General features: G+C 71.4%; 14 protein-coding genes, 1 tRNA gene and 1 pseudogene. 5 read left to right on the top strand and 11 right to left on the bottom strand.

Annotated features, from left to right (window positions below; all coding sequences use genetic code 11):
* Nucleotides 1-11: 11 nt before the first annotated feature.
* The 6 genes from JNL41_RS11385 to JNL41_RS11360 form a co-directional block, all read right to left on the bottom strand.
* Nucleotides 12-1226, bottom strand: coding sequence for a pyridoxal phosphate-dependent aminotransferase family protein (locus JNL41_RS11385; RefSeq protein ID WP_293474996.1), 1215 nt, complete (start codon nt 1224-1226; stop codon nt 12-14).
* Nucleotides 1227-1228: 2 nt separating this feature from the next.
* On the bottom strand, nt 1229-1483 hold the full coding sequence (locus JNL41_RS11380) for an acyl carrier protein (RefSeq protein WP_293474994.1): 255 nt from the start codon (nt 1481-1483) through the stop codon (nt 1229-1231).
* Between the two features lie 109 nt (nt 1484-1592).
* Nucleotides 1593-2525, bottom strand: coding sequence for an NAD-dependent epimerase/dehydratase family protein (locus JNL41_RS11375; RefSeq protein ID WP_293474999.1), 933 nt, complete (start codon nt 2523-2525; stop codon nt 1593-1595).
* On the bottom strand, nt 2522-4234 hold the full coding sequence (locus JNL41_RS11370) for a fatty acyl-AMP ligase (RefSeq protein ID WP_293474998.1): 1713 nt from the start codon (nt 4232-4234) through the stop codon (nt 2522-2524). Before JNL41_RS11370 ends, JNL41_RS11375 begins: the two co-directional genes overlap by 4 nt.
* A 35-nt stretch (nt 4235-4269) precedes the next feature.
* The gene (locus JNL41_RS11365) at nt 4270-5646 is read right to left on the bottom strand and encodes a lipopolysaccharide biosynthesis protein (protein WP_293474993.1); all 1377 of its coding nucleotides are present in this window, start codon (nt 5644-5646) and stop codon (nt 4270-4272) included.
* Between the two features lie 170 nt (nt 5647-5816).
* Complete coding sequence (locus JNL41_RS11360; protein ID WP_293474991.1) at nt 5817-6044, bottom strand: hypothetical protein; 228 nt, start codon at nt 6042-6044, stop codon at nt 5817-5819.
* Nucleotides 6045-6488: 444 nt separating this feature from the next.
* Here JNL41_RS11360 and JNL41_RS11355 point away from each other — a divergent pair, with 444 nt between their 5' ends.
* Entirely contained in the window at nt 6489-8078 is a 1590-nt protein-coding gene (locus tag JNL41_RS11355; RefSeq protein WP_293474989.1) for a caspase family protein, read from the top strand.
* 11 nt (nt 8079-8089) lie between these two features.
* On the opposite strand, the gene JNL41_RS11350 is transcribed toward JNL41_RS11355, so the two are convergent.
* The 3 genes from JNL41_RS11350 to JNL41_RS11340 all read right to left on the bottom strand — a co-directional run bounded on the left by JNL41_RS11350 (nt 8090) and on the right by JNL41_RS11340 (nt 10188).
* Nucleotides 8090-8797, bottom strand: coding sequence for a PEPxxWA-CTERM sorting domain-containing protein (locus JNL41_RS11350; RefSeq protein ID WP_293474988.1), 708 nt, complete (start codon nt 8795-8797; stop codon nt 8090-8092).
* A 130-nt stretch (nt 8798-8927) separates the two neighbouring features.
* A complete protein-coding gene (locus JNL41_RS11345) occupies nt 8928-9368 on the bottom strand; it encodes a hypothetical protein (RefSeq protein ID WP_293474986.1) in 441 nt (146 codons plus the stop codon).
* Between the two features lie 85 nt (nt 9369-9453).
* On the bottom strand, nt 9454-10188 hold the full coding sequence (locus JNL41_RS11340) for a LuxR family transcriptional regulator (protein ID WP_293474984.1): 735 nt from the start codon (nt 10186-10188) through the stop codon (nt 9454-9456).
* A 305-nt stretch (nt 10189-10493) separates the two neighbouring features.
* Between JNL41_RS11340 and JNL41_RS11335 the strand changes: the two genes are divergently transcribed.
* Nucleotides 10494-10569 (top strand) — tRNA-Lys (locus JNL41_RS11335).
* A 47-nt stretch (nt 10570-10616) separates the two neighbouring features.
* Complete coding sequence (locus JNL41_RS11330) at nt 10617-10943, top strand: Hpt domain-containing protein (protein ID WP_293474982.1); 327 nt, start codon at nt 10617-10619, stop codon at nt 10941-10943.
* Here JNL41_RS11330 and JNL41_RS11325 read toward each other — a convergent pair.
* Together JNL41_RS11325 and gcvA are read right to left on the bottom strand one after the other, a co-directional pair.
* Nucleotides 10940-11557, bottom strand: coding sequence for a hypothetical protein (locus JNL41_RS11325; RefSeq protein ID WP_293474980.1), 618 nt, complete (start codon nt 11555-11557; stop codon nt 10940-10942). The two genes, JNL41_RS11330 and JNL41_RS11325, sit on opposite strands and share 4 nt — an antisense overlap.
* 34 nt (nt 11558-11591) lie before the next feature.
* Nucleotides 11592-12551 carry a transcriptional regulator GcvA gene (gcvA, locus tag JNL41_RS11320; protein ID WP_293474978.1) on the bottom strand — a complete coding sequence of 320 codons (960 nt, stop codon included), beginning with the start codon at nt 12549-12551 and terminating at the stop codon, nt 11592-11594.
* Nucleotides 12552-12738: 187 nt separating this feature from the next.
* Between gcvA and cobA the strand changes: the two are divergent.
* Nucleotides 12739-13540, top strand: a pseudogene (gene cobA, locus JNL41_RS11315) (uroporphyrinogen-III C-methyltransferase); the annotation flags it as partial.
* 34 nt (nt 13541-13574) lie between these two features.
* The gene (locus JNL41_RS11310) at nt 13575-13934 is read left to right on the top strand and encodes a DUF2849 domain-containing protein (RefSeq protein WP_293474976.1); all 360 of its coding nucleotides are present in this window, start codon (nt 13575-13577) and stop codon (nt 13932-13934) included.
* Nucleotides 13935-13943: the final 9 nt, after the last annotated feature.

Raw genomic sequence — 13943 nt, 5'->3', positions numbered from 1 at the left:
ATGCGGGTGGCTCAGGCCGAGGCCCGCTTCGCGCGTTGCAGGAGGCCGTATTCCAGGCCCAGTTCTTCGAAGATCGCCAGGACCTCGTCGATCTGCTCGGCCGTGTGGGCCGCGCTGACCGACGAGCGGAGCAGCGACTTGTTCTCCGGCGTGGCCGGCGGGATGGCGAGGTTCAGGTAGACGCCCTTGGCCAGCAGCGCATTCCACATCATCACCGCGGTGGCCTGGTCGGGCATCACGACGGCGGTGATCGGGCTGGCGTGCGGGCCGACCGCATAGCCCATGTCGCGCAGGCCGTCGTAGAGGCGGTCGGCGTTGGCGGCGAGGCGGGTGCGGAGGCTGGAGTCCTCTTCCAGGCGCTTCAGCGCCGTCAGGGTCGAGGCGATCACCGCCGGCGGCAGCGAGGCGGTGAACATGTAGGGCCGGCTGACGATGCGCAGCAGGTCGAAGTTGTCCTCGTCCGAGACCAGGAAGCCGCCCACGGCGCCCAGGCTCTTGGAGAAGGTGCCGACGATGAAGTCGACGTCGGCCTCGACGCCGGCGGCCTCGGCCAGGCCGCGGCCCTTCTCGCCCAGCACGCCCATCGAATGGGCCTCGTCCACCAGCAGGTACGCGCCGGCTTCCTTCTTGATCGCCACCATCTCCTTCAGCGGCGCCACGTCGCCGATCATGGAGTAGATGCCCTCCACCACGATCAGGCTGCCCTTGGCGGCGTCGCCCATGCGGCGCAGGCGCTTGGCCAGGTCCTCGGGGTCGTTGTGGCGGAAGCGGATGACTTCGGCGCCCGAGAGCTTGGCCGCGTCATAGATCGACGCATGGCTGTCGGCGTCCAGGATCAGGTGGTCGCCGCGGCCGACGAGGCCCGAGATGCCGCCCAGGTTGGCCTGGTAGCCGGTCGTGAAGACCATGGCGTGCCTGCGGCCGTAGAACTTGGCCAGCGCCGTTTCCAGCGCCGTGTGGCCCGCGAAGGTGCCGTTGGCGAACCGCGAGCCGGTGGTGCCCGTGCCCCACTGCTTCACGGCCTCCGCGGAAGCCTCGATGCAGTCGGGATCGAACGTCAGGCCCAGGTAATTGTTGGTGCCGAGAAGGATCACCTTCCGGCCGTCCAGCATGCCCTCGGTCGGCGAGAGCACGGCGTCGAATCGCACGGACGACGGATCGGCGCCCGCAGCGCGGATGCCGTCGAGGGGGGCGCGGTAGCCCAGATGCTTGTCGAGGAGCCCCATCGTTAAGCCTTCATCCGCAGCTTGTTGATCAGATCGGAGAGATCGCCAACCGTCTGCACCGTCGCCAGACGATCGAGGGGAATCGAGAGGTCGAAGCGATCCTCAAGCTCCATGACGATGTTCATAAGCGCAAGCGAATCTACGGCCAGGTCTCGGGCGATGTCGGTGTCGGGGGTGACCTGAACGCTTCGGCCCAGGACCGTCTCGGCCGCTCGCGCGACTTCACGGACGGTCAGATCCGTCGCCAGTTCAACCATGCATGAGCCCCCCACGGCTCGAGTCTTTGCTGCTTGCGCCAGCCGCGTACCTAACCATGTCCGACTCCAATTTCTACCGCGGGAGGCGATCTAGGTCACAAAACCGCAGCTAATGTTTCATCCATGCCGCAGTGCGATACCAGGCGACCGTGGCTGAAAACCCCGCCGCCAGATCGTAGCGGACCGGCGCGAACCCTTGTGTTTGTTCCTCCTGCGCCACCGCCCAATCCGGATGCAGCAGCTCGCGCGCCTTGGCCGAGGTCAGCATGGGGGCGGCGCCCAGCAGCGCAGTGAAATCATTTGTGATTCCGATGGCCCGCACGATCGCGCCCGGCGCCCGCACGAACCGCGGCCTCCTGCCGCACGCCCGCGCCGCCGCGGCCATCAGCTCGCGCCAGGTGTAGCCCTCCGGCCGGTCGTCGCTGAGCGCGGTCACGCGACCCTCGCACGGCGCCGCAGCAACGACCGCCGTCCGCCGCGCCGCGTCCTCGACATGGATCATCGCCACCCGCGCCGTCTCCGAGAGCACCGGCAGCACCGGCAGCGCATCGGCCGCCTGGAAGACGGGCAGCAACTCGCGGTCGCCCGGCCCGTAGATCGCGCACGGCCGCACCACGGAAAGCCGCGGGCCCAGCACCGTGCGCATCGCCTCTTCGCCCGCGCGCTTGCTGGCGCTGTAGTGGGAGAGCGTGGGCTCCCGCGCGGTCAGGCTCGACACCAGCACGGTGTGCGCCGCTTCCCGCGCCGCCAGCGCCACCCGGTGTGCGCCCTCGACGTTCACGCGGTCGAACGCCGCCCGGTTCGGGCCCTTCACGACGCCCGCCGCATGGATCAGCACGTCGGCGCCCTTCGCCAGCCGCGAGAGCGCCCAGGCGTCCGAAAGGTCGCCCACGACCACCTCGGGGCAGGCGTCCCTCCACAGCGGGTCGATCGGATCCTTCCGGGCCAGCACGCGCACGCGCCAGCCGTCTTCGTTCAGCACCCGCACGAGCTGCCGCCCGAGGAAACCCGTGGCGCCGGTGACGGCGACGAGCCGGGTCAGGCCGGCTCCTCCTGCTTGAACGCGCCCGACAGGAACAGCGCCCGCGCCTTCGAGCGCGAAAGCTTGCCCGAGGAGGTCTGGGGCAGGGCGTTGTGGCCCACCAGCTCGACCTGCGCCTCGACGCCGTGCCGCGCGCGCAGCACCGCCGCCACGTCGCTGACCAGCGCCGCGCGCACCGCCGCATCGCCCGAACGGGCCTGCACCAGCACCACCAGCGTCTCGCCCGCGTCCTGGTCGACCGAGAACGCCGCCACATCGCCGCTCTTCAGCTTCCCGACCTCGGACTCGGCGGTCCACTCCAGGTCCTGCGGCCACACGTTGCGGCCGTTCAGCAGGATCAGGTCCTTCGCCCGCCCCGTCGGCACGACCTCGCCGTCCACGAGGTAGCCGAGGTCGCCGGTGTCCAGCCAGCCGTCGGCCGACAGCACGGCGTCCGTCGCGGGCCTGTCCTGAAAATACTCGCGCATGAGGCTCGGACCGCGCACGAAGATGCGCCCCACCTGCTGCTCCGGCACGGCGGCGCCCGCCTCGTTGCGGACCTCCAGCTCGTGACCCGGGAAGATCGGGCCGCAGCGCACGAAGCCCCGCGCCCGCGCGCCGCTGCCCGGGACGATCGCGCCGTCCTTCTCCATCCGCGTCACGTCGACCTGGTCGAACACCAGCCCGCGGTCGAGCGGCGCCATCGTGAGCGCAAGCGTCGCCTCGGCCATGCCGTAGCTCGCCACATACGCCTTGGCCGAGAATCCCGCGGCCGCGAACCGTTCCGCGAACGCCGCCAGAGGCCCGGGCCGCACCATGTCGCCGCCGCAGCCGGCGACCCGCCACTGGCTGAGTTTCAGGCCCTCGCGGGTCCCGTCGCCCCGCTTGGCGCAGAGTTCGTAGCCGAACGAGGGACTGTAGCTGATCGTGCCTTCGTTCCTCGACATCAGGTCCAGCCACAGCAGCGGCCGGCGCACGAACGCGCCCGTCGGCATCAGGTCGATCGACATCTGCGCCGAGAGCGGCATCAGCAGGAACCCGACCAGCCCCATGTCGTGGTAGAGCGGCAGCCAGGAGATCGCCCGGTCGGCCGGCGTCACCTTCAGCCCGTGCATCGTCGCCGCCGCGGCATTGGCCATCAGCGCCGCATGGGTGCAGAGCACGCCGGTCGGGTTGCGCGTCGACCCAGACGAGAACTGCACGTAGCAGGGATCGTCCGCCTTCGGGGGCTCCAGCGCCACGGTCGCCTGCGCGTCGGGCAGGTCCGCCACCCGCGCCGCGATCTTCGTCCCGGCGGCCTTCGCGGCGTCCTCCAGCCAAGGCAGCAGGCTTTCGGGGCCGAACACCGCCGCCGCCTTCGCCGAGCTCAGCATCCGCCCGATCTGCTCCACATACGCGTGGCGCCCGCCCAGCGGGGCCGGCAGCGGGAGCGGCGCCGGCGTCAGCCGTGCGTATTGGCAGGCGAAGAAGGCGACCACGAAGTCGGCGTCCGTCTCGGCCACCAGGCCCACGCGGTCGTGCGTCTTCAGGCCGGCCGCCAGCAGGCGCGCGGCCATCGCCACCGCCTTCGCGCGCAGCTCGCCGTAGGTCATCGCCGCGGCCAGCTCGCCGCGCATGCCGTAGAGGTTGATCCCCGTCGGCCCGCCGGCCGCGAAGTCCAGCGCCTCGATCAGCGTCGCGAAGCCGTCCATCCGGAACGGGCGGTCCGGCGCCGTCGGGGTGGGGTTCAGCGCCGCCAAGCTCGAAGGGGGTGTGGTCTCAGCAGTCAATCGTCGCCTTCCAACGTCTTCACGGTCGCCGGGGCCGGCGTCGCCGCCGCCGTTTCACGATTACCGTTCTCTCTCAGGATGAACCACAGCATGCCCAGGGCAAGGGCGCCTGCCGCCGCAGCCAGGCCGGCGCCCGCGCCTATAAGGCCGAACCGCGAAATGAGGAAGGGCAGGGCGCCCAGAAAGACGACACCCACCGCCAGCCGCACGCGCACCGCCGCCCCCGGCTTGCCGATGGAGATCAGCAACGGCTCCAGCGGCAGCGCGCAGATCCCGATCACGGCGGCGGCCACCTGCCACGTCATCACCTGCGACGCCGGCTCGAACGCCTTGCCCAGCACGATCGACAGCAACTCGTCGCCGAGCGCCACCGTCGCGACCATGAGGAACAGGCCCGCGCCGCCCGCCAGCAGCCCCACGTTCCGCGCCAGCCGCCACATCGCGTGGCTGTGGTCGTCGGCCCGCAGCCGCGCCAGCTCCGGGTAGAGCGCCGGCGTCAGGAGCTTCGCCGGCTTGGCCATGGCGTCGGCCACCTGCCGCCCCACCCGCCAGAACGCCGCCTGCGTCGGCCCCGCCATCGCCCCCACCGTGAGGGTCGCCGCGTGGGTGAACGCCACGTCCAGGGCCGCGGCGATGTTGGTGTTCCAGGCGAACCGCCAGATGCCCGGCATCCCCTCGGTCAGCGGCCCGCGCCACGACCAGTCCTCGGTCAGCCCGCGGCGCTTCAACTCGCCGTAGGCCGCCCCCGCCAGGTAGAGCCAGCTTCCCAGCGTCGCCACGAAGTAGGCCACCAGGAACCCTTCCAGCCCGGCCCCCAGCGCCCATGCGATCGCGCTGGCCACCAACCGGATGAAGGCGATCAGCGCCGCCTGCCGCGCCATCACGTCGAACCGGTCGAAGAGCCTGAGCAGGCCGGTCGGCGTCGCCGAGACCGTGAACACCGCCGTCACCATGAACAGCGCCGCCATCGGCGCCTCCGCCGCGGTCCACCCGAGACGCCCGGCGAACAGGAACGAGCCCGCCACGCCGATGGCCAGCGCCAGGCCGGCGCTCGCCGCATCCAGCACGCACGAGAAGCGCACCACGCGCTGGAAGTCCGCCTTGCGCCCGTCGGCCAGCGGCCGGCTGCCATAGTGCAGGACCGTCTGCCACGACTGGAACTCGACCACGTCGGCGAGGAACGCCACGAACGCCTGGATCAGCACCAGCACGCCCAGCACCGGCGCCCCCAGCGCCCGCGCCGCGATCGCCATCACGCCCACGCCCAGCAGCGCATTGACGGTCCGGCCGCCCAGCAGCTTGCCCGCGTTCGCCACCACGCGCTTCAGGATCGGCCGCACGCCGGCGATCTGCTCCGCCTGGGAAGCCGTCATGACGGCAAGCCTACTCCGCAATCGCCGCCCCCGAACGCGGCGCGGCCTCAGTATCCCCTAGCACGCCGCGACGCCAAGCGGCGTGCGGGCGCAGGCGGTCGCGGCGGGCCTACAGACGAAAACGCCCGCCGGTCTCCCGGCGGGCGCTCGCATGTCGGTCGGGGCGGCGCTCAGCGCTGGACGGGTTCGCCACGGCCGCCGTCGTCGGTCGGGCGAGTGTCGTTCGGGTCGCGGGTGCGGCCGTCGCCGTCGGTGTCGATGCGCTGGCCGCTCTGGCCCTGGTTCTGGTTCTGCGGATCGCGCTGCTGGTTCTGCTGGTTCGGCTGCTGCTGCGACGGATTGTTCTGCTGCTGCTCGGGGCGGCGGCCTTGGTCGTTCATGTTGTTGTCCTGGCCCATCGTCATCTCCTTGCGGCTCCGGATCGGAGCAGGCGGGCAACCCGAGGAAGGGCCTCCCGGTTCCTATGTCGTCCCGCCGACCGTCGGTCTCGGGACGGTGGGGCGCATCCGTGCCGGTGTCGCGCCGCCGGAGCCCCGGTCGGGCGGCGCTCCATTTTTCGGCGCCCGGCGGAACCTGCGGGGTTCGGGGGCATTCCGCATGAAGGCTTCACGACGCCCCGACACGTGGATGCCCGAGCCGGCCAGGTGTCTTCGCGAGAGGACCGCGCGCCGAGAAACGCCCCCGGACTTTGGTCCGGGGGCGTCTTCATGCGCGGGCGGACGACCGTCCGGCGCATTGCGGCTTCGCCGCATTCGCAGTCCCGCCTATCATCCCGACAACGGCCGCCGCAGCCGCGGCGCCGTGGCGTCCGTATGTGAGAGGGCGGAACAGGGGGCTGCGTCATGTTCGAGAACCTTGCCCGGGCGGCGCTGCTCGGCCTCGCCGCGGCAACCGCGGTCGCCGCGCCGGCGCACGCCGAGATCCGGGCCCTGATCGTGGCCGTCTCGCACTACACCGCCCCCATCCCCTCGCTGGACGGTCCGCCCAACGACGCCAATGCGCTGAGGTCGGTGCTGGAGGCGCAAGGCGCGAAGGACATCGTCGCCATCAACGACCAGGCCGCCACCCGCGCCAGCATCCGCGCGGCGCTGGAGGCCCTGGGCAAGCGCAGCAAGCCCGGCGACTGGGTGATCTTCTACTACGCCGGCCACGGCGCGCAGGCGAAGTCGAAGGATCCCAACGAGGCCGACGGCATGGACGAGTTCATGGCGCTCTCGGGCTTCAGGGTCTCCAGGCCCGACCCCAACCAGTTCATCCTCGACGACGACCTGCGCGGCTGGCTGGTCAACTTCTTCCCAACCACCGTGAACGTCCTGCAGATCGCCGACGCCTGTCACTCGGGCACCATGAACCGGGCGGTGGGGCCCAGCGTTTTCAAGCGCCGCACGGCGCTGGACAACCCGATGGCGATCTCGCTGCCGCCCGGTCCGCCCGATCCGGCGGCCAGGGCGCCGTCGTCCGAGGACCCGCCGAACCTCGTCTACGTGGGCGCCGCCCAGGACGACCAGTTCGCGCTGGAAGGCCCGCTGCCGCGCGGCGACAGCCCTTCGCGCGGGCTGCTCACCTACGCCCTGGAAGGCGCGCTTCAGGAGCGCCGGCCGAACGGTCGCCTGGCCGCCGACCTCGACGACGACGGCCGCCTGTCGCTGGCCGAACTCGCCTCGTCGCTGGAGAGCCGCACGCGCGAGCTGTCGTCGACCCAGCAGTGGTCGTCCGCCGCCGTGCCGGCGCGCAACGAGCGCAGCGTGATCTTCCAGCCGCTGAAGCCGCCGCCCGCCGACGACCGCCCGGTCGAGGTGAAGGCTGCCGACGACCAGGCCGCAGACCTCCTCGCCGGGAAGGGCCCCTGGGCCTCGATCCCGCGCGGTATCCCGGACCTGACCTGGAACGCCAAGGAAGGCTGGGTCACCGACAGCCGCGGCGACCGCGTAGCCGAGCAGGTGACGACCGACGAGCAGATGACCGGCGTCATCAACAAGCGCAAGGCCGTGGGCCAGCTCGCCGGCTCGGCCAACGAGCGCGTGCTGCGCGTCGATGTCGGGCCGAAGCCGCGCGGCAAGCTCTACCGGAACGGCGAGGGCGTCGACCTGGCGGTGACCCACAAGGGCCAGGCCGCTTACCTCACCGCCTTCAACCTCGCCGGCGACGGGACGGTCCAGTTGCTCTACCCGCTGGACGGCGACGGGAACGGCCAGATGGCCGCCGGCCAGACCCGCGTGGTCATGGCCCGCACCAAGGCGGTGAAGCCGTTCGGGGTCGACAACGTGGTGGCGATCGCGACCCCGGCCGAGCCGCGGGCGTTGCGCACCGCGCTCAAGCGCATCGACGGCCGCCGCGACTCCCTGGTGGCCGCCGGCCTCGTCCGCGATGAACTCGACACGGCCAGGGGCGAGGCGGCGATGGGCCTCGGCGAGCTCTACACCGGGCCCTGATCCCGCCCTGGCTAGGCCAGGGCGCGGCGCCGGCGCAGGCTCACGCCCGCCGCGCCGAAGCCCAGGATCATCAGGCCCCAGGTCGCGGGCTCGGGCACGCCGCCGGTCGGCGCCTCGGCCACCGAGTAGCTTTCGGGGCGCAGGTCGCCGAAGGCGTTGGCGCCGGAGCCCAGGAAGTTGCTGTCGATGCTGAAGAACCCGACGTAGTCCGCCGGGCCGCCGTCGCCGGGATTCACGATCGCCGTCTCGGCCACCGCCTGGCCCAGGAACGCCGGCGCTGCGGCGCCGCCCGCCAGCGTCAGGCTTTCGAAGAAGTAGAACAGCGGGGAGGCGAAGAAGTCGGTGCTCACCGCGTGGTACACGTATCCTGGCCCGTTCGGGTAGAGCGAGTCCGTCGAGGTCTGGATGTGGTTCTCGAACCCTGACCCGAAGTTGTACGCGCCGTCGCCGACGTAGAGCACGGCTTCCAGCACGGCCAGGTCCGCCATCTCGCCGGTCGGCGAGGCCGTGACCGAGCCGAGGCCGAGGTCGTAGCGGAACGTCGCGGTGAACGCCTTGCCAGACAGGTCGGTCCCGGCGTCGCCGAATACGCCGGTGGCGTCGTAGCCGCCGTTCACGACGCCCTTGTAGGTGGCGACCCATTCGGCGGCGCCGGCGGCGCCGGCGAACACGAGGGCCCCTGCGGCGGCGGCTGCGCCGAATGCTGCTGCGAGCTTCATGCCGAATACCCCGAAGCGTCCCGGCGGCCCACGCCCCGGGAATCAACAGGAATGGTTAAGCTTGCTTAAGCATCCGGCAAGCTCACACACGCGACAGGCTAGAGCCAAACCCGCAATACGTGTGCCGGGCCTACTTCTCGGCCTTCGCGAGATAGGCGTCGAACGCTTCGCGGGCCACGTTTGCGCAGCCGCCCGCCTGCGCCGCGAGGATGGCGTCGAAGCTCTTCAGGTCGGCCGGATCCTGGCACACGCCACCGCGCCGTCCGCCGAACACCCGCCCTGTCGGCGGCGGCGAGACCAGCGCGGCCAGGGCCTGGACCCGCACCGGGTCCGACGGGCCGGCCTTCGGGACCGTCGCGCCCGACGCGCCGCCCTTCAGGTTGGTGACCTCGCCCGAGGCGTTCATCAGCCGCGCCGTCTGGCCCGCGCCCAGCGCCAGGCGCTGCCCGGCGTCGACCGACGTGCCGACCTTCAGGTTGGGATCCGTGGATGCGACGACGACGTACTCCGCCGCGCTCGCCGCACCTGCGACGCCGAGCGCCAGCAGGGCGCCCAGAATGGCCCGTCTCATGACCTGCCCCTCAAATGCTCCGCCGCTGAGTGAACGCCTCAACGCCTGCGGGTCAAGGTATCGCGCCTGACGGGCGAAATTGAGGCTAGATCAGCCGCGCCGCCGCCAGCCGCGCCACCGCCTGCGCGCGGTTGACGGCGCCCAGCTTCCTGCGGCCGTTGTCCACATGGAAGCGCACGGTGGTCTCGGAGACGCCCAGGATCACCGAGATCTCCCAGTCCGACTTGCCTTCGGCCACCCAGGCCAGCGCGTCGCGCTCACGGGCGGTCAGTCGCACCTCGGCCTCTTCGCCCGTGTCGTTCGCCGCGAACGCCATCAGCCGCTCGGTCAGCATCAGCCCCGCGAGTTGCGTTGCCATCACGTCGTCGGCCGCCAGGTCCGGCTCGTGAAAGCCCAGGTGCAGCGATGCGATCATGCGGCGCCGGCCATACGAGGTGGCGCAGACCGCGTCGGCGATCCCGGCCTCGCTCATGGCCTCCCAGTAGGCGCCGAACCCCCGCGCCTGGCGCGGTGCGAAGTCGGTGAAGCGGTAGCGCGTCATCCCGCCCCGGATCGCCTCGAGCAGGGGGTTGTTCTCGAAGCAGACGTAGTCGAACGCCGCCGATCCCGCCTGCCAGGACGCCGGCGCGAACCGCGCCACGATCCCGCCCGCCGCGAAGTGCGTAGCCGACGTCAGTTGCTCGACGGGCCGCCGGTAGAGCCGCGTCTGGAGGTACGAAGCGCCGACCTCCGCGACGGCCGCGAAGAAGCCGCGGCTGGCCTCGTCCGGCGTCGACGCCGCGAGCGCAGGTTCCGCGAACTTCAGCGCGCGTTGCAACATGATGCGGGTCGTGTCCCCCGGCGTCGGTCTGGCGGCTACACTAGCAAATGCGGCGCCGCGCGGGAAATCGGGCCAGTCAACCTCTCGATTTACAGAGGTATTCGTTGCGCGAACGCCGGTGGAGACTGCCCGATGCGCCGGTCCGACACTCCGGCCCCGCGCAACGGCGGCGGCGGATGGAACCGTGTCAACCATCCGTCGTCGCCGGCCTTGCGCAGACCCCCGCAAACACACCTTGCCAACGTCGGGATTTTGCGTATTTTCCGCGCCCTCGCCGCCGGGCCCATCCGGGTGTCGGAGCGTGCGGGTGCTTAGCTCAGTTGGTAGAGCAGCTGACTCTTAATCAGCGGGTCGAGGGTTCGAATCCCCCAGCACCCACCACTCCCCCGGGGGGTGGTGAAGACCTCCGGCGCGGGACGCGAGCGCAAATGACCGAACCGCCCGCCGCCATCGTCGATTTCGACTACCTCGAAAGTTTCACCGCCGGCGACATGCAGGTGGTCAGCGAGGTGCTGCAACTCTTCCAGGGGCAGGCCGAGATCTGGCGCGGCAAGCTCGCCGATCCAGGGGACGGCTGGCGCGATCTGGCTCACACCATGAAGGGCGCGTCGCGCGGAATCGGGGCCAACCGCCTCGCAGACGCCGCCGATCGGGCGGAACAGGGCGATCCGTCGATGGCCGGCGAGATCCGCGCGCTGCTCGACGAGACGGTCGCCGAGATCGAGGGCTACCTCACCCGCATCGGCGGCGGCTAGGCGATCAGCACAGCGGCCGTGTAGGTCTCCACCAGCAGGCTGAACGGTCGTCCGTCGGACGTCTGCAACAGCGCGCGGTGCTGCAACACGTCCGCCGGAACGCAGAGCGCTTCGTCGAGGCCGGCGGGCGCAAGCGCCTCCCATCCGTAGGGCAGGGGATCGAACAGCAGCCGCGCGAGCCGCGTCCGGCGCTGGAACGCCAGCGCGCGGACCGCCACGCCGAACGGCGTCTGCGTCGTTTCGAGCGCCGCGTTCATCTCCGTCGTCAGGTGGCCGGGCAGATACCAGTTGTCGGCCCGGCTCAGCACCGTCTCGCCGCAGGCGAGCTCGACCCGGCGCAGGCGGATCGGCTCGTTGGCCGCGGCGCCCAGCTCCTCGCGCGCCGCGTTCGCCGCCGCCGGCTCGTCGCGGCCTTCGAGGCGGCGGGCGTGGATGCGCGCAGCGTCGGGCATGTGTCGGTCGCACAGGGCCTGCAGCACGGCGGTGGCGCTGTCGTGCGACAGGAGGTCGGCGTTCAGGGTCTGGAGCTGCGCCTGCAACCGCAGGCGCCGGACGTAGTTCGACCCAGGCTCCTGCGCCTCCGCGGGCGCAGCGCTCGCCACTAGCAACGCCACGAAACCTCCTACCTACGCAAGTCCGGGCGCTTCCTCAGATTCCCGCGCCGTTGTCGATGGCCCTCAGCGCCTCTTCGTGCGCCTGAGCTTCCGCCTCGATCCAGCCGATGAAGGCCTTCACCTGCGGGAGCCGTCCCTTGGCTTTCGGGTGGACGAGATAGTAGGCGAAATCCACGGCCGTGGCGATCTGGAGGGGCGCCACGAGGCGTCCCGCGTCGATGTCGGCCTGGGCGAGCGTCCGCTTGGCCAGCGCCACGCCGCGGCCGTTGGCGGCCGCCTCGATCACCAGGCTGGACTGGTTGAAGCGCGGGCCGCGGTGCCCGTCGATGCCGCGCAACTGGCGCGCCGCCAGCCACATCGGCCAGTCGGGGCAACTGTCGTCGATCTCGGGCGAGCCGTCGTGCAGCAGGGTGTGGTTGGCGAGGTCCTCGGGACGGTCCAGCGGCGTCTCGGCGAGGAGGCCGGGGCTGGCCACCGGGATCACCGCCTCGCTGACCAGCCGCTTGACCTCGAGGCCGGGGTAGCGCCCGCCGCCGTAGCGCAGCGCCAGGTCCACTTCGCCGGCGTTCAGGTCCACGAGGTCCATGCCGGCGTTCAGCCAGACGTCGACGTTCGGATGCGCCCGCTCGAATGCGCCGAGCCGGGGCGCCAGCCACTTGGCGGCGAACGACGGGGGGGCGGTGATGGTCAGCCGCCGGCCGTCGACGGCGGCCGTCAGCAGGCTCGCGGCCTCAGCCAGCCGGTCGAACGCTTCGCGCAACGCGGGCAGGGCGGTCTGGGCCGCATCGGTGAGCAGAAGGCCTTTCGGCGTCCGCTTGAAGAGCGCCGCGCCGACGTAGTCCTCGAGGTTCTGGATCTGCTGGCTGACCGCGCCGGGCGTCACCGACAGCTCGTCGGCGGCGCGGCTGAAGTTGAGGTGCCGGGCGGCCGCCTCGAACGCCCGGAGCGCGTTGAGGGGCGGCAGGCGTCGGCGCTGAGTGTTCCGCTGATCCATCCGTTCGCCGCCTAGATTTCCTGAACTCCCGGGCAGAAGTCCTCGGGTTGCGAATTGGGCGTCCCCCGCCCTTATTGCAAGCGTCCGCCGGTGTATCGGCCCTTTTCACCAGCGGGCGGTCGGCGGGGCGGGCGTGAGTCCGTCCCGCCGTGTTTATAGGGCCGGCGCGTCGTTAGAGAAGCTAAACATGGACCATAGCCAAGACAGTGAGAGGCGATCCGCTCGCCTGGTCGTTCTGGGCGGGGCGCGGAGGCGCGGACCCGGCCGGGTGGTCCTGGTGGGCGCCGGTCCGGGCGACCCCGAACTGCTGACGATCAAGGCGCTGAAGGCGCTGCAGGCCGCCGAGGTCGTCGTCCACGATGGCCTGGTCAGCGACGAGATCCTCGACCTGGCGCCCGGTTCGGCGCGGCGGATCAGCGTGGCCAAGCGCAAGTCGCGGCACTCCTACAGCCAGGACGAGATCAACCGCATGCTGGTCGCCTTTGCGCTCGACGGGCTCTCCGTCGTGCGGCTGAAGGGCGGCGACCCCTTCATCTTCGGCCGTGGCGGCGAGGAGCTGGAGGCCTGCCGCGAGGCCGGCGTCGACTGCATGGTGATCCCCGGCGTGACCGCGGCCCTGGCCGCCGCCGCCGACGCGGGCGCGCCCCTGACCCATCGCGGCTCGGCCCAGGCGGTGACCTTCGTGACCGGCCACGCACGCGATGGCGGGGAGCCGGACCTCGACTGGGAGAACCTGGCCAGGGCGAACCAGACCGTCGTGGTCTACATGGGCGTCTCGATGGCCGCCCCGATCGCGGCGCGCCTGATCGGCGCCGGCCGCGCGGGCTCGACCCCGGCGCTGATCGTCGAGAACGCCAGCCGCGCGGACGAGCGGCGCCTCGTCACCACACTCGCGGGCCTGCCCCAGGCGGCGGCGGCCGTCCGCGGCCCGGCGCTGCTGATCGTCGGCGAAGCCATGGCGCTGGCCCAGGCGGGCGCAAGCGCCGCCGCCCACGTCGAAACCCTTGTCCGCGAGGCCCGCGCATGAAGGCGCTGACCGGAAACCTCCTGCTGAACGGCGAGGCCGTGTTCTGGGCCGACGGCAAGTGGGTCGCCCGCTTCCGCGACGCCGAGCTGTTCGACGACGGCGCCAGGGCCGAGGCCGCCGAGGGCCTCGCCAAGTCGCAGCAGACCGTCGTGGTCGATCCCTACCTGATCGACGTCATCGAATCCGAAGGCCTGTGGGCGCCGCTCAGCTTCCGCGAGCGCGTGCGGTGTCTCGGCCCCACGAACCATCCCCAGCACGGCAAGCAGGCGCTGGGCGGCGACGACATCGACGCCCTTCGCCACGCCCACGGCGCGGCCCGCTCGACCGGGCGCGTCAACCTGATCAAGCGGAAGTAGCGCCGATGT

It is taken from the genome of Phenylobacterium sp. (assembly GCF_016793285.1).
GTDB lineage: Bacteria > Pseudomonadota > Alphaproteobacteria > Caulobacterales > Caulobacteraceae > Phenylobacterium.
The sequence above is the reverse complement of the archived record's forward strand: the minus strand, read 5'-3'. Positions and strand labels throughout refer to the sequence as shown.

Excerpts from the sequence above, each read along its gene's own strand:
- JNL41_RS11350 (WP_293474988.1), bottom strand. The coding sequence starts at position 8,797 with ATGAAGCTCGCAGCAGCATTCGGCGCAGCCGCCGCCGCAGGGGCCCTC.
- JNL41_RS11355 (WP_293474989.1), top strand. The coding sequence starts at position 6,489 with ATGTTCGAGAACCTTGCCCGGGCGGCGCTGCTCGGCCTCGCCGCGGCA.
- JNL41_RS11330 (WP_293474982.1), top strand. The coding sequence starts at position 10,617 with ATGACCGAACCGCCCGCCGCCATCGTCGATTTCGACTACCTCGAAAGT.
- gcvA (WP_293474978.1), bottom strand. The coding sequence starts at position 12,551 with ATGGATCAGCGGAACACTCAGCGCCGACGCCTGCCGCCCCTCAACGCG.
- JNL41_RS11360 (WP_293474991.1), bottom strand. The coding sequence starts at position 6,044 with ATGGGCCAGGACAACAACATGAACGACCAAGGCCGCCGCCCCGAGCAG.
- JNL41_RS11340 (WP_293474984.1), bottom strand. The coding sequence starts at position 10,188 with ATGTTGCAACGCGCGCTGAAGTTCGCGGAACCTGCGCTCGCGGCGTCG.
- JNL41_RS11365 (WP_293474993.1), bottom strand. The coding sequence starts at position 5,646 with ATGACGGCTTCCCAGGCGGAGCAGATCGCCGGCGTGCGGCCGATCCTG.
- JNL41_RS11380 (WP_293474994.1), bottom strand. The coding sequence starts at position 1,483 with ATGGTTGAACTGGCGACGGATCTGACCGTCCGTGAAGTCGCGCGAGCG.
- JNL41_RS11310 (WP_293474976.1), top strand. The coding sequence starts at position 13,575 with ATGAAGGCGCTGACCGGAAACCTCCTGCTGAACGGCGAGGCCGTGTTC.
- JNL41_RS11385 (WP_293474996.1), bottom strand. The coding sequence starts at position 1,226 with ATGGGGCTCCTCGACAAGCATCTGGGCTACCGCGCCCCCCTCGACGGC.
- JNL41_RS11345 (WP_293474986.1), bottom strand. The coding sequence starts at position 9,368 with ATGAGACGGGCCATTCTGGGCGCCCTGCTGGCGCTCGGCGTCGCAGGT.